We start from the raw sequence: 19,006 nt of genomic DNA, 5'->3' as shown, positions 1-19,006 counted from the left end.
GAGGGTTTTAGCGATTATAACCCCACAAACTCTTCAAAGTTATTCGGGTGAATAACTGCCGTTTGAGCAAGGTGGTATGTCTCCGTAAAGGTTTTGGGGAACCGAGCTTTGGCGTTGGGATTCCATTTGAACTCCCAGGCCCGCAAAGCGCCGTCCTTTTCTTCGAGGTAGTCGATCTCCTGCTGCTGATGGGTGCGCCAGAAGTACGGTTTTGCCCAAATCTGGTGGTAGTGCAACACTTTTTGCCGTTCGCTGATCAGAAAATTTTCCCACAACGCTCCGACATCGTTTCGCAGACCGAGCGGTTTGAAATCCGCCAGAATGGCGTTGCGAATCCCGTTGTCGTAGAAATAAACTTTGCGGCTGCTGCTAATTTCGGTGCGCAGGTTTCGGCTGTACGGCTGGAGCCGAAAAACCACAAAGGCTTTTTCCAGTAAGCCAATGTAGGATTCGACCGTGGCCCGGTCGACCTGAAGCGTGCGGGCCAGTTCGTTGTAAGACACTTCGGAGCCGAGTTGCAAGGCCAGAGCCACGAGAAGTTTTTCCAGCAATTCTGGCCGCCGAATGCCACCAAACGTCAGCAGATCTTTGTAGAGGTAGCTACTGCTGAGTTGCTGCAACACGGCGCGTTCGTCGCCGAGGCTGGTGACGACCTCCGGATAAAAACCGTACAGAAGGCGGATTTCCAGTTGTCGGCGGGCGTCCAGGAAGCCGACACGACCCACCAACTCCTGCCAGGCAATCGGAAAAAGCCGAAACTCCCACTTTCGACCCGTCAGGGGTTCGTTGATCTCATTCGCCAAATCGAATGACGAGGAGCCACTGACCAGCAACCGAACCTCGGGAAGCTGATCGGTCAGGAGTTTGAGCGTCAGGCCGATGTTCGGAACGCGTTGGGCTTCGTCGATGAAAACAATCCGGTTTGATCCGATGATCTGGCGGAGCCGGGTGAGGTTTGCATTTTCCAGTTGGGTCCGAACATCAGTTTCGTCGGCATTGAGCAACAGATAAGCGCCCTGCTCCTCGCACAGCTTGCGCAGGAGGGTTGTTTTGCCGACCTGACGCGGCCCCATGACGACCAGCGCCTTCCCGGAATCCCAGCGAGTCCGCAGTTGCGCTTCCAAAAGACGAGGGATCATTACTTAATCTGTCGATTACAATCGACAAATTAAGTAAAAATTTGCGATTGTAATCGATAAATATAAAAAAGGCTACTGCTTAACACGAATGACTAAGGCTTTTTAAGCAATAGCACTAAATCTACAGCATTGTCTGGTTGAATCGGGGCGACACAATTGCCTACAACCGTTCGACGGAGAAGGGGCGATTCACGAGCCGGCCAGGACACAAATCGCTGCTTTTTGTTGTTGTGGATTTGTTTTAGAGACCGAATCAGCCATGCAGGAAACCAAAGGATTACTCGATCAGATCAAGCACCACGAGCAGTTGCCCATTCTGGTGAACGAAAATTGTGCCGTCGCACTCCCGGAGAAGGTGTGGAAAAAGCTGCTTCAACCCCATAAACTGGCCTATTATTATTTCGTGTTTGTGGACCAGGGCGTAGAAACCGTTAAGGTCGACTTGCAGGACATTACCCTTTCCGATGGCCAGGTCGTTTTTGGGGTGCCCAATCAAATCTTCACTCCTTCTCCCCAAAAAGCGACGAAGCAGTATAAAATTTCGTTCGATGAGAACACGCTGGCGATGCTTCCGCAGACATACCCTTTTCTGGTCAATCCGTTTCATGCCAACACCATCACGTTTGATTCGGACGCCAAACAGCGGGTAAAAGCGGTGCTGTCCATCTTGTTTCAACTGCTGCATTCGCCCGGAAAGCAGACGAAGGTGCCCATCATTCTGGCGCATTTGAACGCGCTATTAACCGAGTTTAACAGTGCTTATTTCGAGCAGCGTGATCAGACGAGCCCCTCAAATCCGAAGCTGGCAAAATATATTGCCTTTAAGTTGGCGGTGGAAACCCATCTGACCGAACAGCACGATGTCCACGCCATTGCCGAAGAACTGGCCATGACGCCGGGTAGTCTTTATGGTCTTGTCAAAGAGTTTTCGGGCCTTTCGCCCAAAGAATGGATCACCAACCGGCTGATGCAGGAAGCCCAGCGAAAGCTCCAGTATGCGCCCCTTTCGGTGAAGGAGCTGGCGTACGAGCTGGGCTTTAATGACCCTAATTATTTTTCACGACTCTTCAAAAAGCGTACCGGCAAGAACATCAGCGCCTTTCTGGCCGACCGACACGGTTTGTCCAGCAATTGAGCGGATTTGTCCAGATCGACTGGTTGAGGACGAGCTACTTTTGCCTCGTTCATTTAAACCAGTCATCCAAATGAAATCAGCACTTGTAACCGGGGCCAACAAAGGCATTGGCCTGGAAGTCGTCAGACAACTCGCACAAAGCGGATTTTTCGTTTACATGGGCAGCCGCAGTCTGGAGCGGGGTTTGGCCGCCGTAGCAAAGCTCAAAGCCGAGGGGCTGAGCACGATTGAAGTCATCCAACTGGACGTCACGGATCCGGCGTCCATCGAGGCCGCCCGCCGGGCAATCGGCGAAAAAACAACGGTTTTGGATGTACTCGTCAACAATGCCGGGATTTCGGGCGCATTTCAGCAATCGGCCCTCGAAACAACGATCGATGAATTCAGAACCGTTTATGAAACCAATGTGTTCGGCGTGGTCGGGGTGACACAGGCGTTTATCGATTTGCTGAAACCCTCACCGGCCCCCCGGATCGTGAATGTGAGCACCAGCATGGCTTCCCTTACCCTGGCCGCTGACCTGGACAACCCGAATTACCCCACCCGGTTTGTGGCATATCAGTCGTCGAAGGCCGCCCTGAATATGTACACGGTCAATCTGGCCTACGAGCTTCGGGTTACGCCTTTCAAAGTAAACGCGGTTTGCCCCGGATACACCCAAACCGATTTCACCAACCACCAGGGTACCAGCACGGTCGAAGAGGCCGGGCAACGGATCAGCAAGTACGCGCTGATTGGCCCGGATGGACCCACCGGAAAATTTTTCAGTGAGGAATACTTTCCCGAACCGGGCAGTCTGCCCTGGTGACCCGACCATTCGGAGGGACGGGCCCAACACTTAGCGGATTAATTTACTTCACCGGCACCCAAATCTCTTCTTCCGAGCTCGGATCGTTGTTTTTGTACTTCTCGCCCAGGACCTCAAAATGCGGGCGGTGGTCGAGAGCGTACGCCGAGTTCGGGAGCCAGGTGCCGAAAATGTAGTGGAAGGTTGCGGCAAACGCATTAGCTAAACCCTGGTAGTGAAAAACCGCATATAACCCGCGGGGCAGCGTGAAGGCTTCCATGCCGTCAGGAATTGTTTCAAAATCACCCACTTCCACCAGCGCCCATTTTTCAAACCCGGTCGTCGGGCCGAAATCGGCGTAGGTCAGCGGTTGGTCGTAGACCTGCAACGAGATCAAATCGCGCGTCACCGGGTTGGGAATCTCTTTCCGGCGGGGCATGAAGTTGCGCCACAGTTCGCCGGTTCGGTCGTTGGCCAGCGACATCCGAAGGTGTTGGCCAACCAGTTTCGTTTCAGGTAGCGTTTCAAGGCGGGGTGTCATGCGGTTTGGCAAGGGTGAGTCCTTATGACCTGGCGAGTTTGTCACCGTTTGCGTTTTTGTTCCCACCAGCCTTTTTTGACCTCTATGGCTAATTCGTCTACTTGCTCCTGAGTGGCTTTCGAGGCAGACGCTGTATACGTTAAATAGTCTACCAGTCGCTGTAACCCCGTGACATCGACCGAAGCGGGCAGGCGAATGATGACCTCGTTTGGAGTTCGCTCAATTAACATAGGGTATATTTTTTACTAAAGATACGAGAATTCTGCGAACGGCTGTTCTTTGAACGAAATAGCTTACGGCCGGGCGTGGCGCATTTCCAGCCCCACCGACGAGCGGGGTTTGAAACCGGTCCAGGGCGCGTCGTTGGCGTTCTCCGGTACATCCAGGTACTTTCCGTAGTCCAGCCCTTTCAGGTGAATGCCCAGAAAAGCCGTGACGAAATGCTGGTTGATGTTGTTGATCCGGCGTTCGTTCCAGGCGGGTTCGGCAAAGTGCTGGTAGTCATCCGGAAAACCGGGTTTCAGGGTGGCGGCCGGGGGCGGGTTCGGAGCCACGTTGTGCCGGGCGTTGATGTAGGTCAGCAAATACCGGTCGGCGTTGACGGCCCCGTCGTAAATGGCTTTAATGCCTTTTTCGTAGCCCGAAATATCGTCTTTGCTCCCCGCCACGAACAGCAGTGGGCGGGTCAGGCCCCGGAGTCCGTCGGCGTCCCAGACGCCCCGTTCCATGCCCCAGGGCGCGAAGGCTACCACGGCTTTAATGCGCGGGTCCTGCGAAGCTTTGTAGTCGGGTGCGCTGGTGGTCCGGGCTTGCAGGGCCGTGCTGCCGTTGGTCAACTGGCTAAAAAACTGGACGGCCTGGGCGCTGTAACCGGCACCCACCACGTTGAGCGCCCCGTAACCGCCCATCGAGTAACCGATCAGACCGGTTTTGTCCGTATTGACCAGCCCCGCCAGGAAGCTTTTCGCGGTTTTGGCGCTCAGCCGGGTGATTTCATTCAACACAAACAGGTCGTCGAGCGAGCGGTTGAGCAGGGTGCTCGGAAAACCGCCCAGGTCGCGGTAGGTCGATTCGGTATGATCAATCGCCACCACCACGTAGCCTTTCGACGCCAGATTCTCGGTCAGGTAAGTCAGCAGCAGCCGCGAGCCGGGGTAGCCGTGCGACACGATGACGAGCGGATAGGCACCCTCCCGGCGGTCGGGTTCGGCATCGCGCCGGGCGCGGCCCCCGAACGTAAACGGCACCAGCGGCCGTTTGGGGTCGTTGGCGCGGCCGAGTACTTCCTCGTAGGTGACGAGTTGCAGCTGGCTGGCCGGAACCTGGGCCGGATACCAGATTTCCAGCGTCAGCGGCCGGTCGTACAGCGGACTTTTCCCGTCTTTGGTGTGCAACACATCAAGCTGGCCCGTGTGGACCACTTTCAGCGTTCGCACCCCCACGGCAAACGAGCCCCGGGGAGCCAGCTCGGGGGCGTCGGGCAGCGGGTCGCCGGGGAGAAAGGTGTCAGCAGTGGATTGGGCCTGAGCCAGAAAGGCGATGGCTACGAAAAAAAAGGTCAGGACGGTTTTCAAGGGAATAGGCGCAGAAGTTGGTCAGGAGTAAGTGATTACTTGGAAAGGCGGTTTTCCTTTTCTCGTAAATACGCCTGAATTTGCGGCAATGTCATACCGGCAATGTCTTTGGAGATCTTTTCTTTGATGGCTCGAAAGGTTTTAACCGTGTCGAATTCTTTCTCGTTAGCTTTCTGTTTCGTCTTCATAATCCACAATATCTTTAGGAGAACGTATTTCCAGCGTTGAATAGCCCTGACGTAAATTTACCGAATTATAGCCGCGTATCCGATAAATGTTCACGATGTGTTTGAAGTTCCAGCTAACCAGCAAATCGGCTTTGTGGATAGTAGCCAGAGCTATGTGAATACAATCATCGAAACTAGTCTCACCCACCACTTTTTCAGCAATGTACTGTCTCGCCAGCCCCAGACTTTCATCCGATATGTGAACAAATTCCAGGTGGTCAGTTGGTAAGGTTTTTATGAAATCCTGAACTCGCTGAGGAGCGTAGTGAAGCTCACCCAAGGTTAAGTCTGAATACATGCAGGTAATGGCTCCCAACCGCACTTTTTCAAAAAGTTGGAGAGAAAGTTCGTCAAATTCACTATCGTAAACACCGCCAAAAACCGAGGTGTCAAAGTAAAAGCGTTGTTTCATGATACAAACTTAGGAAAAGTACGATGGTTTGTTAACCCTGCCGAGGGGTAATCGTTGCGATAAATCCCGTACTTTAGCATCCCGAAAAATCCCTGCGATGTACACGCTTTACGCCATCCCCAATTGCGATACCGTCAAAAAAGCCCGCGTCTGGCTGGCGGCCAACGGTGTTGACTACCAGTTTCATGATTACAAAAAACAGGGCATTGACCGGCCCACGATCGAGCGCTGGCTGACCCAAAAACCTTGGGAAGACCTTGTCAACCGCGCCGGAACCACCTGGCGGCAACTGCCCGAAACCGACCGGCCCACGCAGACCGACGACGCCATCGCCCTCATGCTGGCCAACCCGTCGGTGATTCGGCGACCGCTGATCGAAAGCGAGGGGAAAATAATTGCGCTCGGATTTAAACCGGATGACTACCAAACGGTGTTCTCCCACTGAGCATATGGATTGAAAACCGGTATGAGCAAACGCACGCTGGATTCGCCGGAAGCCATCCGGTTTTTGGTGGATTCGTTTTATGATAAAGTTCGGGCCGACGACCTGATCGGCCCGGTTTTTACCGACGTTGCCCGGGTCGACTGGGCCCAACACCTGCCCAAGATGTACGCCTTCTGGGAGAACATCATTCTGGGTAACAACGCCTACCAGGGCCACCCGTTCCGGCCGCATTTGATCGTCAATCAGCAGCATACGCTGACCCTCGACCATTTTGAGCGGTGGCTGCAACTATTCACGGCCACGCTGGCCGAACACTTCGAAGGCAAAAATGCCGAGTTGGTCCGCCAGCGGGCTACGCAGATTGCCCTGGTCTGGAACAACAAACTGGAGTACATCAACAACGACTCGGACATGGGCTGATGACGCTTGCGCTGATTTTGCCGAACCCCCGGTTTTTCGGTACCTTTCTGGTGATTTAAAACATGCTATGGCCGCAAAAACGCTTCTGCGCCGGGTTGGCACCGGGGTAGGTTACTTCCTCATCTATGTCGTTGCGGTGTATGCGCTGACGTACTTTCTCCCGAACTATACCCCCGGTTTTCTCCGCGACAAACCGCTGGACAACGGATTCTGGCGGGCGGTTTTCTTCACGCACGTGGCCCTGGGAGCCATCGCACTCGGACTGGGGCCGTTTCAGTTTTCCAAAAAACTCCGCCAGCGCCGGGTCAGATTGCACCACACGCTGGGTAAACTCTACGTAGTCAGCATTCTGGTGGGCAGTGTAGCGGCCTTTGGCGCGGCCTGGTTTTCGAGCACGGGCTGGGTGGCGGCTACGGGGTTCATGAGCCTGGCCGTAGCCTGGTTTTACACCACGTTCCAAGCTTACCGGGCCATCCGGTGCGGGCAAGTCCGTAGCCATCAGGCCTGGATGTACCGCAGCTATGCCGCCACCTTAGCCGCCGTCACCCTGCGCATCATTCTGCCCTTTGAACTGGCGGTTTTGCAAATGCCTTTTTCGACGGCCTATCCCATCGTCGCTTGGTTGTGCTGGATTCCGAACCTGCTGGTGGTGGAATGGTGGCTGGTTAAACGGAACCGTGCCGAGGTGGCTCTTACCCCCAACCCTCTAAAGGGGGCTTAGTCAATCCGGATGTTTAAGCCCCCTTTAGAGGGTTGGGGGTAAGAACCGCTTCAACCCGGAACACCGGTTTTGTCTCGGCGACACCGCTCGCTGCAATACTTCACCTCGTCCCATACTTTCTCCCATTTCTTCCGCCAGGTAAACGGTTTTTGACACACGACACAGGTTTTGGTGGGCAAATGCGGTTTTTTCATGCGTCGGTTTTCGCGGAAAAATCGGGCATCGTCTGCGGGCGGGCGTAGGGAAACTGGGCCAGTTTTTCCAGCTTGTAATAGCTGTTGAGGCCCGAAATGCCGACATCGTTCACCGCACTCAGGTCGATGTGACCTTGCTCATCGACGGCTTCGTCGGGCACCACCACATGCTCCACCTGACCGATTACCAGCAGCGTGCCGTTCAATTCAATCGGGAGGGCCTGCAAAAATTTCATGCCCAGTTTGAGCCGACTTTCTTTGACGAACGGCGCCGTAAAGTCGAACAGGTATTCTTCCGTAAACCGGCATTGTTCAAATTCCGATTCCTCCCGTTTGAATTTAGCCGAGGTGTAATGCGCCTGCTCGATAAAACCGTCATGGACGTGGTTGATCGTGTAAAAACCGCTTTCCCGAATGTTTTCGTAGGTGTGCTGGCCCGCGTCGCGGTCGGGGCGCAGGACGAAGCCCAGCAGGGCTGGATTGCTGCCCAGATGCACCACGGAACTGAAAATAGCCAGGTTGGTCTGCTGCTGGTTCGATACCGTGCCGATGAGGTTGGCCGGTTTGATGCCGGTTACGGAGTTGATGAGGTTGAGCCGCCGGAGCCGCTCAGTGTTTTCAAGGTCTTTACTGGTTAAGTACATTGTATTGGATGGTTACGTTTGCCACCCTCCGGTGGGGTTTCGGGTGATTGTTTGGTTCAAAACTTTCCGTTAACAGCCTGTTGATGGAAAAGGTTAGAGGTAACGGCGGTTTTTGTCGTGTTTTGCCGGTTTTTTAACGTCTCCTGCCATCCCGCGTTAAAGACGATTTCAGGAACTTTGCACTGATAAACAACAACATACAATGAAACTGATTGCATACCTGATGACCACGTTGCTGGCGATGAGCGCGCTGACGGCCCGGGGCCAGAGCCTGCGGGTGGCGTATTTCGGCGAAACGATTACCCATTACGGGGCAAAGATCGCGTACGAATATCCGATCATTTCCCGGATCAAAGCCAGTAATTCGGCCCGCAAAGAATTTCTGTTTACGCCCGGTCTGGCCATTTATAACCACCCGCGCAACCACGTTGGCGTCATCCTCTCGCCCGAACTGGCCTACCAGCGGACCAGCCAGCGGGGCAACGTGTTCGAAGTGAGCCTTTCCAATTCCTACTTCCGGTATTTTCTGGCGGGGCAGACGTTCGAAGTGGCCGAAGATGGCTCGTTCCGGCGGGTGAAGATGGCCGGTCGGGGCGCTTATTTGCCCACGCTTTCTGTAGGGTATGGCCGGGATTTATCCGCTCGGCGAAACGTCCCGCTGGCCTGGTATGCCCGGCTGAATGTGATGCAGCAACGGCCTTACAATGCCTCCCATTTCTATCGCTTCGCCATCGAATGTGGTATCCGTAAACCCCTGAAAAACCGATGAAAACGCTTTATCCATACCTCCTTTTTCTGTTCGCTCTCACGCTCGTTTCCTGCGAAAAAGACGATCCCGGTACTACTGATCGAACGTTATTTCTGCGGCACAAAGGCGCTGACATGCCCATTTGGGTACGCGGTAATCTGGCTTCCAACAAACTCGTGCTGTTTCTGCACGGAGGCCCCGGCGACTGCGCCATGTGTTACCGACATTACCTCAAAAACCTGGAAAACGACGTGGCCGTGGCTTACTGGGACCAGCGAATTGCCGGGTCATCGTCGGGTAAGGTGGATGTCAAAACGCTTACCTATCAGCAATTTGGGGAGGATGCGTATTACGTCGTCAAACTGCTGAAAGAACAGTATCCGAACGCGCAGATCTACCTGTTGGCCCACAGTTTTGGCGTCGAGCTGGCCTGGCAGTTTCTGACCACCCACGACAACCAGAAGCTGGTGAGCGGCCTGATGGCCGTCAACGGCACGTTCTCGACCTACCGCTGGCTAGTGCAGATGCGCGAGTGGGTGCTGCGCGAAGCCCGGCAGCAAAATAAGCCCGACATTGAAAAATACGTCGAAGCCCACCCGGTAACCCGCGAGAACCTGGCGACCTACGAGTGGCCCGAACTCTACAAGCGCATGCTCGACCTGGGCGGCAATCCGGTTTCGATTTATGACGACAAGGCATTTGTTATCAATTATTTGTTCGCATCACCGAATACCGCCCTGGCGCAGTTTTCGCACCCGAAAGCCTATACAGAATACGGCGATTACGAAATTCAGCGGTACGAAAAGAGCGACCAACTGAAAACCGTTCGCATTCCGGTGGCTTTGTTCTGGGGGCAGAAAGATGGGGTGGTGCCGATTGAAATTGGCTACGAAACCCGGGAGCTATTGGTTAATGCGCCAAAATCGTTCGTGACGTTTGAAGAATCATACCACGAGCCGTTCATTTCGGAAACCGACCGGTTTGTCGCCGAAGTGCTGAAGTTTGTAAAGTAATATGGTAAAGAGTCTCGGGGTTCTAAAGGCCACAGCGTAATTTTTAGCCGGGTGCGGAACCGAAAAACCGGTTTTTGGGTGTTGTAGCTAATTCAAAAGAACCACACAGGATGAGCAACACAACACAAACCGCGCTGACGTTCACCATCGGCGGGGAACTGGAAATCAACCGGCTGGGCTACGGCGGCATGCAACTGACCGGGCCGGGTGTTTGGGGCGATGCGCCCGACCGCGAAACGGCGAAAAAGGTGCTGCAAACCGCCGTGGAATCCGGCGTCAATTTTATCGATACCGCCGATTCGTACGGCCCGCACACCAACGAAGTTCTGATTGCCGACGCCCTGCATCCGTACCCCAACGGCCTGATCATTGCCACCAAAGGCGGTTTTGATCGGACAGGACCGAATCAATGGATTCCGAACGGACGGCCCGAGCACATTCGGGAAGCCATCGAGGGAAGCCTGCAACGCCTGAAGGTGGACCGCATTGACCTCTGGCAACTGCACCGGTTCGACCCAAAGGTGCCGGTGGAGGAAACCCTCGCGCCGGTGGTCGAAGCCATTCAGGTGGGTAAAATCCGGCACGTCGGGCTGTCGGAAGTGGGTATTGAAGACATCGAGCGGGCTGAAAAAGTGCTGCCGATTGTTTCGGTTCAAAACCTGTACAACCTCGGCAACCGGCGGTGGGAAGACGTGCTGGATTATACGGTTCAACGCGGCATGGCGTTCATTCCGTGGTACCCGCTGGCATCCGGCCCCGACAAACTGGCGAGTAAAATTCAGGCCATCGCCAGCAAGCACCAGGCAACCACCGCCCAGATTGCGCTGGCCTGGTTGCTGAAACGCGCGCCGAACATCCTGCTGATTCCGGGAACAAGCTCGCTGACGCACCTGAACGAGAACCTGGCCGCCGACAAGATCGAGTTGTCGGACGAAGACTTTGCCGCGCTGGCGAAAGCGTAAGAAAAAAATATCAAATGTAAAATGTCGAATGTAAAAGTTGTCTCGCGCAATCACTTTTACATTCGACATTTTACATTTGATATTCCCTCACCGTTTATCCCACCAAACCTTGCTCAGGTAGGTGTCGCCGTTAGCGAGTCTTGAAGACGCTTCGTTGTAACTGGCAACATTCCGCAGTCGTTCGGTGCTGGAATACACGCCCCGGCGCGGTATCTGGCCGTTGGTGGTGCCGGGATTCGGGCCGGGCGTCAGTTTCGGATAGCCCGTCCGGCGCCATTCGGCGTAGGCTTCGTAATGCCGCATGAAGAGGCTGAGCCATTTCTGCGTCATGATCTGCTCCAGTTGCTGTTCGGGCGTGCCGGTTAGTTTGCCTTCCCGGGCGAGGTATTCGGTGATTGCTGTTTCTGAAATCGAATACGGCTGGATTTGCATGGTGGCCCGGATACCAGCCTGGTAGAAACCCTCAGCCTGGGCGGGCGTCAGACCACCCCAGCCGAGCAAAGCCGCTTCGGCCTTGAAAAAGCAGTTGTCGGAATAGGCCAGAAACACGTACGGGAAAGTCGCTTTCCGGTCGTTGTAAATCGAAATGGTGCCGTACGAATAATCGTCGCGGTTGATAATCACGCTGCCGCCCAGCGCGACGCCCAGCCCGCGGTACACCGGTTTCCCGGCTTTTTTCGAGTTTTCGGTCGGTTCGGCAATGCGGGGCAGCCGGGGGTCGTTTTTCGCCAGCAGCACGTCGATCAGCGGGGCCGCGAGTTGGTTCAGTTCCTTGCTGCTGTTGTAGCCCGCGATAATCGGGTGATACCCAAACGGGTTGCCATCCTGGGTCACGGTCGGCATTGCGCCGTTGTCGGCATTGCTTTCAATCAGCGGGGCTTTCAGGGCTTCCTCGACGGTTTTGCGGGCCAGGGCCGGGTCGGCAAACCGCAGCCGCATTCCGAGCCGGAGTTTCAGCGAATTGCCCAGCCTGCGCCATTTCGTCACGTCACCTTTGTAAACAAAATCCGCGTTGCCGTATGATACGTCGGCGGCCGTCAGTTGACCGATGGCTGCGTCCAGGTCCGCAATCAGCGATTTGTAGATGTCTTCCTGTTTGTCATATTTCGGCAGCAGAACCAGGTTGTCGTCGGGCAAACCGGCCTGAGTGTACGGGATGTCGCCCCAAAAGTCGGTCATGCGTTGCCAGAAATAGATTTCCGTGATTTTGGCAATCGCCAGTTTCGTCCGGCCGTTGGGCGTGGCTTCCTGTCCTTTCAGAATCTGGTTCCGGATTTGCGCCAGGTTTTTGATCAGTTCGTAATGCGTCGCCCAGTTGCCGGTTTCGTAGAGGTCGCGATCTTCGAGGTATTGCGAGGGGGCCGAGAGCGAGCCGCTGGCCCAGTGCTGCACCCACGAACCCACCTGCCACCAGTTGGTGCCATCGGCCAGAAAACCGTTGAGTTGGGCTTGTGAGTACAGGTATTCCGCCGGAACGCTGCGGGGCTGGGTGGGCGAGGTGTTCAATTCCTCAAAATCATTGGTACAGGCCGAGGCCGTAACGAGCAAGCCCAGAACCGGAAGGAGTATTTGTTTTGATAAACGTTTCATGATGTCAAGTCAGTTAGGGTCAGAAGCTCAGGTTCAGGTCGACACCGACGGTGCGCATCAGCGGCAGCGAGTGCTGCTCCATGCCCATCGTGCCAGAGTTGACGTTGATCGACGAATTTTCGGGCGAAAAACCGTCGGTATGCCGTTCGATGTACCCCAGATTCCGTCCGTAAAGGGCAATCGACGCGCTCCGGACTACTTTGTTGTTTTTCAGAATCGTAGACGGAAGCTGGTACGCCAGCCGCACTTCCCGGATCGCGATGTAACTGGCGTCGTACAGAAACTCTTCGGCCACGGCAAAGCCTTTGTCCGAGGCCACCCGGTTCCAGTAGGCCTGGGCCGTCACCGGAATGTCGTTGGGCTGGCCGGTGCTGATCCACTGGTTGCCTTCCCGACGGGCTTTCACCCCGGCGGCAATCAACCCGCCTTCGCGGCCTTCCAGCGTCCGTTTCGAGGTTCCGTAGGCGGCTTCCTGCACCCGGCCCTGCGAGAAAATCTGACCGCCCCGCCGGATATCGAGCAGCGAACTCAGCGATAAGCCTTTGTAGGAGAAGCTGTTGGTCAATCCGCCGATCCATTTCGGTGTGGCGTTGCCGATGGCGACGGTTCCGATGCTCTGGACAATGGGCAGGCCTTTGTCGTCGATCAGGCGGTTGCCGTTGGCGTCTTTCAGCCAGGCATAATCGGCGGCTTTCAACTGGCCGTAAGGTTCACCCGGGGCAGCCACCACCCGGATGTTGCGGTCGGAACCGACCACGATTTCGTTCACGCCGTCGATCAGTTCGAGCACCTTGTTGCGGTTGACCGAGAAGTTGAAGCTCGCATCCCAGCTAAACCCGTTGCTGAGCTTGACGGGCGTACCACCGATCAACAACTCGACACCCTGGTTTTCGATCCGGCCCGCATTGGTCAGTTTGCTGCTGTAACCCGTTGATTGCGAGATAACAATCGGTAGAATCTGGTTGCTCGTGACGGAATGGTAGTACGTGAAGTCCAGGTTCAGGCGGTTTTTGAAAAACCGGAGTTCGGCTCCCGCTTCGTACGACGTTTTTAGCTCGTTTTTCAGGTTCGGGTCCACCACCGTGCTGGTGTACGTGGCCAACGGCTGGTTCAGGAACGTGTTGGCATTCAGGTTGTAATACCCCAGCGTCGAGTACGGATCACCCGAGCGACCGGCCTGCGCGTACGAGGCCCGGATTTTCAGGTAGTCCAGCGCCGGGACATTCAGCGGAATGGCGTCCGTCACGGCCCAGCTCAAACCCACCGATGGGTAGAAGTACGAACTGTTCGTGATCGGCAGCGTCGACGACCAGTCGTTCCGGGCCGATACGTCGAGGAACAGATAGTCGCGGAAACCGATGCTGGCCTGCCCGAACACCGAGTTGATGACCGATTCGGCCACGCCCAGCCGGGGCGTGTTCAGCACCGTGCGACCAATGGCGTACAGGCCCGGAATGCTTAGTTGCGTCCCGGCGTTCCCGGTGATCCGGTAACGGCTGCTCAGGTGGTTGGCTCCGAAGTTGGCACTCACGGAAAAATCGCCCAGTTCCCGGTTGATCATCAATAACGCATCGACGTTCTCGGTTTTGTTAAACTCCACGTTTTCAAAGACTTCGCCGGTTTGCGAGGTCCGTGTCCCGACGGCTTTCCAGCCAAACTGCCGTTCGTAGTACAAATCCGAGCCGTAGCGAAGCTGCACGTTGATGCCTTTCGCGAGTTCGTAGTTTAGCTTGGCGTAGGCAATGATCCGGTCGCGGGTGTCTTCGTTGCGGGTGTTGTTGATGGTCCAGAATGGGTTGGACGTCACCGAGTTACTTTCAAAAATCTTTTCACCCCCGACAAAAAAACCGTTGCCGCCCAGATCCCGGGAATACTGGATGTCTTTGGCCGAATACTCGTACCGTTTCAGACCGTCCATGCTCAGGCTGCGCGGAATGTACAAAAACCGGTACACCGGGTTCATGCCATCGTCGCCCACGTACGGCCGGTTGTTGACTTTCTGGTTGATGTAGTTAATCTTGGTGTCCAGGTTCAGTCCTTTGGCAATATCCGCCGACAGCTTGACCGTCACCGAGTTGCGGTTCAGTTTGTTGGTCGGCACAAAACCGTTGTTGTTCAGGTTGGTCAGCGAAAAGTAGTAATTGACTTTCTCGCCCCCGCCATCGACGCTGACGGTGTTAATGGCCTGTTTTTCAGGTTGGAAGAATTCCTTGTACGGATCGGCGATGGGCGAATAGCTCACCGTGTCGCCCCACATGTCTTCTACGGTCTGGCCCTGCATTTTCGGCCCCCAGCTTCCGCGCGTCGTGGGGTTGCGGCCCCCGCTCAGTTTGGGAATTCCGCCGGTGAGGGAGGGATTGTAGGCCACCACCGAGCCGTTGGCCTGCCGGTAAAACGTAAACTGGCCGTTGTAGCCCTGGCCGTATTCGTTCTGGTAATCCGGTTTGACGAGCGCGTTGCCGACCGAATAGCTGCCGTTGTACTGAATCGTCGGCCGCCGGTTGCGCCGACCCGATTTGGTCGTGATGATCACTACCCCATTGGCACCCAGTTGGCCGTACAAAGCCGCGCCGTTGGGGCCTTTCAGGATGGTCATTGATTCGATGTCGTTCGGGTTGATGTTCGAAATGCCGTCACCGCCGTCCAGACCGCCCTGCAACTGAAACGAGCTGATGGCCCGGCGGTTGGAGTTGTCGATCGGAACGCCGTCGATGACGTACAACGGCTGTGAATTGCCGGATAGTGAGGAGTTTCCGCGAATCACGATCCGCGATGATCCCGTGGCGCCCCCCGCCGACGAGGTCACCTGCACCCCGGCCACTTTGCCCGACAGGGCGGTTCCGAGGTTCGTGACGTTGGCCTGCGCCAGATCGGTTCCTTTGATTTCCCCGGCCGCGTAGGTCAGCGCTTTCTTTTCCCGCTTGATCCCTAATGCCGTGACGACCACTTCGTTCAGCGTCTGATCGCCGGGCAGCAGCCGGACGTTGATTACACTCTGCGTGCCGACCGTGATTTCCTGTTTGGCATAGCCCACAAAGCTGAACACCAGCACGGCATTCCCGTCGGCTACGTTCAACCGAAAACCGCCCTGGGCATCGGTGGTGGTGCCCTGCGTGGTGCCTTTCACGGTGATGCTCACGCCCGGCAGTCCTTCGCCCTTGTCGTCGGTGACGGTGCCCGAAACCGCCTGGTCGAGAAGCTGGCTCTGAGCGGGCAGCAACTCGCTGGTTTTGCCTTTGGTCAGGATGATGCGGTTTTCGGCCACTTCGTACGTGATGCCCAGGGGCGTAAAGACCCGCTCCAACACCCCGGCCAGGGCTTCGTTGGTGGCCTGAACCGAAATGTCGCGGTCGGCCCGGATGTTCTGCGGCACATAGATAAACTTGACCTGGGTCTGTTTTTCAATGGTGCTCAACACCTCTTTCAGCGATTTATTTTTTAGTTGCAGACTGATGCGCTGATTCAGCAGTTCCTGCGCCTGGTCCACCACGGGCGCTAAGCCGTGGGAAGCGAAACCGGCCTGGCTGAGCAGCACCAGCAGCAGGACCGCCATTCGGCGAAGGTAGAAGACAAGGGGTTGGGTTGGTAGTCGGTTTTTCATGGTTTGTTCAATAAAGGTGTCGCATACTTGAGAATACAGAAGAGAAGGTTACGGGCCGCATCCGGTCGCCAGGATGAGGATTTTGCCGTCGGTTACTTCGTAGGAACCTTCAAGCGATTTGCTGATCAGACGCAGTTGTTCGTAGAGCGTCAAGCCGGTCAGCGAGGCCGTGAGGGTGCAGTGTTGCAGCAGCGATTCGTTGTAGACAATGTCGATTTCGTACGTTTCCTCAATGCGCCGGAAGACTTCGGCCACGGGTACGTCGTCAAATTCAAAGGAAACCGGTTTTGACGCCGGAACTACCGGCACCGGTTTTTCGACCAGTTCTTTCCGGAACATGGCTTCGCGGGCGTTGAAAATGACCTGCTGATTCGGCGTCAGCACCACGCCCGACACCTCCGGTTTTTCGACGTTGCGCTGTTGTTCCAGTTCTTTCCGGGAATAAACCGTCACGCGCCCCGTTCGGACGGCCACCGTCACCTGCGGATTTTCTTCGAAAGCTTTGATCGTGAAACTGGTGCCTACCACGCGCGTTACTACATCACGGGCGTAGACCAGAAACGGTACTTTCGGATTCGGAACGACCTCGAAAAACGCTTCGCCGGTCAGAATGACGGCCCGGACGCGCTGCCCGAACCCGGCCACATGCTGAATCCGGCTGTTGGGCTGGAGCCGAACCGTGCTGCCGTCGGGCAAGCTCACCAGCACCGGTTTATCGGTACGGTTGGCCTGTTCCACCACGCCCTCGCGGGGGCGGGCAACGGGCAGGAGGTCGGCGAGCAAGGGCGTTCGGTTGGCCATCCGCCAGACCAGCCAACTGGCTCCGAGCAGAAACACGACCGCAGCCGCCAAAGGCCAGAACCGCCGAAAAACCGGCATCGGTCGCCGGGTAGGTTCCTGCCGGATTCGGCCCAGAATCTGGCCGGTTTCGTGCGTCAGGGTGGCTTCGGTTATTTCAGTTTCGGGCAGGTCGAGGGCTTCCAGCATGTCTTTGGCCAGCAGGGCTTCGCCCCGGTTTGGGTGGGCCTCGGCCATCCACCCGGACCAGAACGCAACAGCCGCCGGATCGCGCCCATACACCCAGGCGATGAACGAATCGTCGGTCAGAAAATCTTCGGCTTTGTAAGTCTGGTACGGCTGCATGATGGTCGAATCAGTCCCGGCGTGGTTATCAGGAGATAGGACGGTTTTTGGGGTTCATACCCACCGACTTGGGAAATTTTTTGCCGATGGCCACAATACGGTTTATAAATAATGCACTACTTTGTAGTTCAGGCGGTTTGCTTGCCCCGTTACCCTGAACCACCGTATGCCTAACGCGCTGTTCGTATGAAAAAAACTGTACCGGACCCGGACTTGTGGGAGCAGGTTCGCCAGGGCGATGAGTCGGCTTTTGAAGAATTGATCCGGCGGTTTTACCGGCCGCTATATCACTACGGGCTGAAGTTTACGCGCGACGCCGATTTGCTCAAAGACGGAATTCAGGATTTGTTTGTTGAACTCTGGGCCTACCGCCGGAACATCGTGCAAACCGAGTATGTGCGGGTCTACCTGTTCAAATCCTTACGCCGGAAATTGTACCGGGACGCCCTGCGCCGGGGGGGGACGGAATCCCTGGACGACGGTTTTTTCGAGCATGAGTACACCGAAAGTTTCGAGGAAGAATTGATCCGGACGGAACTATCGGCCTACCAGCGCAGCCGCCTGGACACCCTGTTGCAAACCCTGACGGAGCGGCAGCAGGAAGCCATTCATCTGAAATTCTTTGCGGCCCTGCCCAATGACAAGATTGCGGAAGTGATGGGCCTCAGTTACCAGTCGGTCGCCAACCTGCTGCACCGGGCCGTCAACAAACTCCGCGATGGCTGGCACGGTTTGCTGTTGTGACACAGCGGGCTTGCGGAGAGATAGCCGTCAGATGACAACAGAGGTCGTATGAATTAACTGCCTGACGGCATCGTCTAAACCGCCCCGGCTGACCGCCAGGTCCGAAAGTTGTTCGTCATACTGAAAAAGAAGCCGCAGAACGGATTCGGGGGTTGGCGTATGGATGTAGACAAAAGCTTCTTCGCGGCAAACATCGGTCACGCTCGGAAGTTGCCGAAGCCAGTCCAAATCGAGCGATGTTCGGCACCGAATCCGCGAACCGCCAGCTTGTTGCCGGAGTTGCGCGGGAGTCGCGTCGGCTAGCAGACAGCCGTGGTGTAGCACCAGAATCCGGTTGGCCAGGGCCTCCGCTTCGGTCAGATCGTGGGTCGTCAGGACCACCGTGCGGCCCGTTTGGGCGAAGTGCCGGATTTGTTGGGCCAAAACCGTCCGCCCGACCGCATCCAGGCCGGTCGCCGGTTCGTCGAGCAACAGCAAATCCGGGATGCCGCAAAGGGCCAGCCCAAACGCCAGCCGACGGCGTTGCCCGTTTGAGAGCGTGGCAAGTGGGGCGGACTGGAAGTCTGATAAATCCGCTACATCGGCCACAAAGGAAGGGGGCAGCGGGTCATCGTAGCGCTGCGAACAGAAGTCGATCCACTCATCGACCTGCAAAGATTCCGGAACAGCCCTGGTATGCGGCATCAGGCCCACACGTCGCCGGTTTTGAGACGCCGATGCTTCCTGGTCGAACAGCCTAACCTGACCTTGCGTGGGCCGAAGCAGCCCCGCCATCAGCGCCAAGGCCGTTGTTTTACCGGAACCGTTGAGGCCGATCAGCGCCACAATTTCCCCTTCGAAAATGGTTACATCCAGCGCCTGAACCGCCGGGACGCAACCGTATGACTTGCTCACCCCGATCAGTTGAACCACCGGTTGAGGAGTTTGCCGCTGCACCATACCGTGTAATGAAATAGGCTTGAATGA

General features: G+C 55.9%; 21 protein-coding genes. 9 read left to right on the top strand and 12 right to left on the bottom strand.

Annotated elements, in window-relative coordinates:
• Positions 1-14 precede the first annotated feature (14 nt).
• Positions 15-1,139, bottom strand: a complete 1,125-nt coding sequence (locus ACO2Q8_RS04905) for an ATP-binding protein (protein WP_423343664.1) — start codon at positions 1,137-1,139, stop codon at positions 15-17.
• A 259-nt stretch (positions 1,140-1,398) separates the two neighbouring features.
• Between ACO2Q8_RS04905 and ACO2Q8_RS04900 the strand changes: the two genes are divergently transcribed.
• A complete protein-coding gene (locus tag ACO2Q8_RS04900) occupies positions 1,399-2,274 on the top strand; it encodes a helix-turn-helix domain-containing protein (protein WP_423343663.1) in 876 nt (291 codons plus the stop codon).
• Between the two features lie 70 nt (positions 2,275-2,344).
• Positions 2,345-3,082 (top strand): SDR family oxidoreductase, encoded by a 738-nt coding sequence (locus tag ACO2Q8_RS04895; RefSeq protein ID WP_423343662.1) that lies wholly within the window; start codon positions 2,345-2,347, stop codon positions 3,080-3,082.
• A 43-nt stretch (positions 3,083-3,125) separates the two neighbouring features.
• Here ACO2Q8_RS04895 and ACO2Q8_RS04890 read toward each other — a convergent pair whose 3' ends face one another.
• The 5 genes from ACO2Q8_RS04890 to ACO2Q8_RS04870 form a co-directional block, all read right to left on the bottom strand.
• A complete protein-coding gene (locus ACO2Q8_RS04890; protein ID WP_423343661.1) occupies positions 3,126-3,602 on the bottom strand; it encodes a GyrI-like domain-containing protein in 477 nt (158 codons plus the stop codon).
• Positions 3,603-3,643: 41 nt separating this feature from the next.
• Positions 3,644-3,832: a hypothetical protein gene (locus ACO2Q8_RS04885; RefSeq protein WP_423343660.1), complete on the bottom strand. Its 189-nt coding sequence runs from the start codon at positions 3,830-3,832 to the stop codon at positions 3,644-3,646.
• A gap of 63 nt (positions 3,833-3,895) precedes the next feature.
• Positions 3,896-5,176 carry an alpha/beta hydrolase family protein gene (locus ACO2Q8_RS04880; RefSeq protein ID WP_423343659.1) on the bottom strand — a complete coding sequence of 427 codons (1,281 nt, stop codon included), beginning with the start codon at positions 5,174-5,176 and terminating at the stop codon, positions 3,896-3,898.
• Between the two features lie 35 nt (positions 5,177-5,211).
• On the bottom strand, positions 5,212-5,364 hold the full coding sequence (locus ACO2Q8_RS04875) for a hypothetical protein (protein ID WP_423343658.1): 153 nt from the start codon (positions 5,362-5,364) through the stop codon (positions 5,212-5,214).
• Positions 5,342-5,815, bottom strand: a complete 474-nt coding sequence (locus tag ACO2Q8_RS04870) for a PIN domain-containing protein (protein WP_423343657.1) — start codon at positions 5,813-5,815, stop codon at positions 5,342-5,344. Before ACO2Q8_RS04870 ends, ACO2Q8_RS04875 begins: the two co-directional genes overlap by 23 nt.
• Positions 5,816-5,912: 97 nt before the next feature.
• On the opposite strand from ACO2Q8_RS04870, the gene ACO2Q8_RS04865 reads away from it, so the two are divergent.
• The 3 genes from ACO2Q8_RS04865 to ACO2Q8_RS04855 all read left to right on the top strand — a co-directional run bounded on the left by ACO2Q8_RS04865 (position 5,913) and on the right by ACO2Q8_RS04855 (position 7,401).
• On the top strand, positions 5,913-6,260 hold the full coding sequence (locus tag ACO2Q8_RS04865) for an ArsC family reductase (RefSeq protein ID WP_423343656.1): 348 nt from the start codon (positions 5,913-5,915) through the stop codon (positions 6,258-6,260).
• A gap of 21 nt (positions 6,261-6,281) precedes the next feature.
• Positions 6,282-6,680: a group III truncated hemoglobin gene (locus tag ACO2Q8_RS04860; RefSeq protein WP_423343655.1), complete on the top strand. Its 399-nt coding sequence runs from the start codon at positions 6,282-6,284 to the stop codon at positions 6,678-6,680.
• Positions 6,681-6,747: 67 nt separating this feature from the next.
• The gene (locus tag ACO2Q8_RS04855; protein WP_423343654.1) at positions 6,748-7,401 is read left to right on the top strand and encodes a DUF2306 domain-containing protein; all 654 of its coding nucleotides are present in this window, start codon (positions 6,748-6,750) and stop codon (positions 7,399-7,401) included.
• A gap of 50 nt (positions 7,402-7,451) precedes the next feature.
• Here ACO2Q8_RS04855 and ACO2Q8_RS04850 read toward each other — a convergent pair whose 3' ends face one another.
• Positions 7,452-7,595, bottom strand: coding sequence for a DUF2256 domain-containing protein (locus ACO2Q8_RS04850; RefSeq protein ID WP_423343653.1), 144 nt, complete (start codon positions 7,593-7,595; stop codon positions 7,452-7,454).
• Positions 7,592-8,239, bottom strand: a complete 648-nt coding sequence (locus tag ACO2Q8_RS04845; RefSeq protein WP_423343652.1) for a flavin reductase family protein — start codon at positions 8,237-8,239, stop codon at positions 7,592-7,594. The genes ACO2Q8_RS04850 and ACO2Q8_RS04845 overlap by 4 nt, the downstream gene beginning before the upstream one ends.
• Positions 8,240-8,441: 202 nt before the next feature.
• Between ACO2Q8_RS04845 and ACO2Q8_RS04840 the strand changes: the two genes are divergently transcribed.
• The 3 genes from ACO2Q8_RS04840 to ACO2Q8_RS04830 all read left to right on the top strand — a co-directional run bounded on the left by ACO2Q8_RS04840 (position 8,442) and on the right by ACO2Q8_RS04830 (position 10,962).
• Positions 8,442-9,008: a hypothetical protein gene (locus tag ACO2Q8_RS04840; protein WP_423343651.1), complete on the top strand. Its 567-nt coding sequence runs from the start codon at positions 8,442-8,444 to the stop codon at positions 9,006-9,008.
• Positions 9,005-10,000 (top strand): alpha/beta fold hydrolase, encoded by a 996-nt coding sequence (locus ACO2Q8_RS04835; protein ID WP_423343650.1) that lies wholly within the window; start codon positions 9,005-9,007, stop codon positions 9,998-10,000. Before ACO2Q8_RS04840 ends, ACO2Q8_RS04835 begins: the two co-directional genes overlap by 4 nt.
• 110 nt (positions 10,001-10,110) lie before the next feature.
• Positions 10,111-10,962 carry an aldo/keto reductase gene (locus ACO2Q8_RS04830; protein ID WP_423343649.1) on the top strand — a complete coding sequence of 284 codons (852 nt, stop codon included), beginning with the start codon at positions 10,111-10,113 and terminating at the stop codon, positions 10,960-10,962.
• An 87-nt stretch (positions 10,963-11,049) separates the two neighbouring features.
• Here ACO2Q8_RS04830 and ACO2Q8_RS04825 read toward each other — a convergent pair whose 3' ends face one another.
• From ACO2Q8_RS04825 to ACO2Q8_RS04815, 3 genes are read right to left on the bottom strand one after another with little or no spacing between them, the layout of a single operon-like run.
• Complete coding sequence (locus tag ACO2Q8_RS04825; RefSeq protein WP_423343648.1) at positions 11,050-12,552, bottom strand: SusD/RagB family nutrient-binding outer membrane lipoprotein; 1,503 nt, start codon at positions 12,550-12,552, stop codon at positions 11,050-11,052.
• 19 nt (positions 12,553-12,571) lie between these two features.
• The gene (locus ACO2Q8_RS04820; RefSeq protein WP_423343647.1) at positions 12,572-16,153 is read right to left on the bottom strand and encodes a SusC/RagA family TonB-linked outer membrane protein; all 3,582 of its coding nucleotides are present in this window, start codon (positions 16,151-16,153) and stop codon (positions 12,572-12,574) included.
• Between the two features lie 48 nt (positions 16,154-16,201).
• On the bottom strand, positions 16,202-17,296 hold the full coding sequence (locus tag ACO2Q8_RS04815; RefSeq protein WP_423343646.1) for a FecR family protein: 1,095 nt from the start codon (positions 17,294-17,296) through the stop codon (positions 16,202-16,204).
• Positions 17,297-17,482: 186 nt separating this feature from the next.
• On the opposite strand from ACO2Q8_RS04815, the gene ACO2Q8_RS04810 reads away from it, so the two are divergent.
• Entirely contained in the window at positions 17,483-18,040 is a 558-nt protein-coding gene (locus tag ACO2Q8_RS04810) for an RNA polymerase sigma factor (protein ID WP_423343645.1), read from the top strand.
• Positions 18,041-18,067: 27 nt separating this feature from the next.
• Here the strand turns inward: ACO2Q8_RS04810 and ACO2Q8_RS04805 are convergent, their stop codons facing one another.
• Entirely contained in the window at positions 18,068-18,979 is a 912-nt protein-coding gene (locus ACO2Q8_RS04805) for an ABC transporter ATP-binding protein (protein ID WP_423343644.1), read from the bottom strand.
• Positions 18,980-19,006 lie beyond the last annotated feature (27 nt).

Source organism: Larkinella sp. VNQ87 (genome assembly GCF_049445795.1).
Classification (GTDB): Bacteria; Bacteroidota; Bacteroidia; order Cytophagales; family Spirosomataceae; genus Larkinella.
The sequence above is the reverse complement of the archived record's forward strand: the minus strand, read 5'-3'. Positions and strand labels throughout refer to the sequence as shown.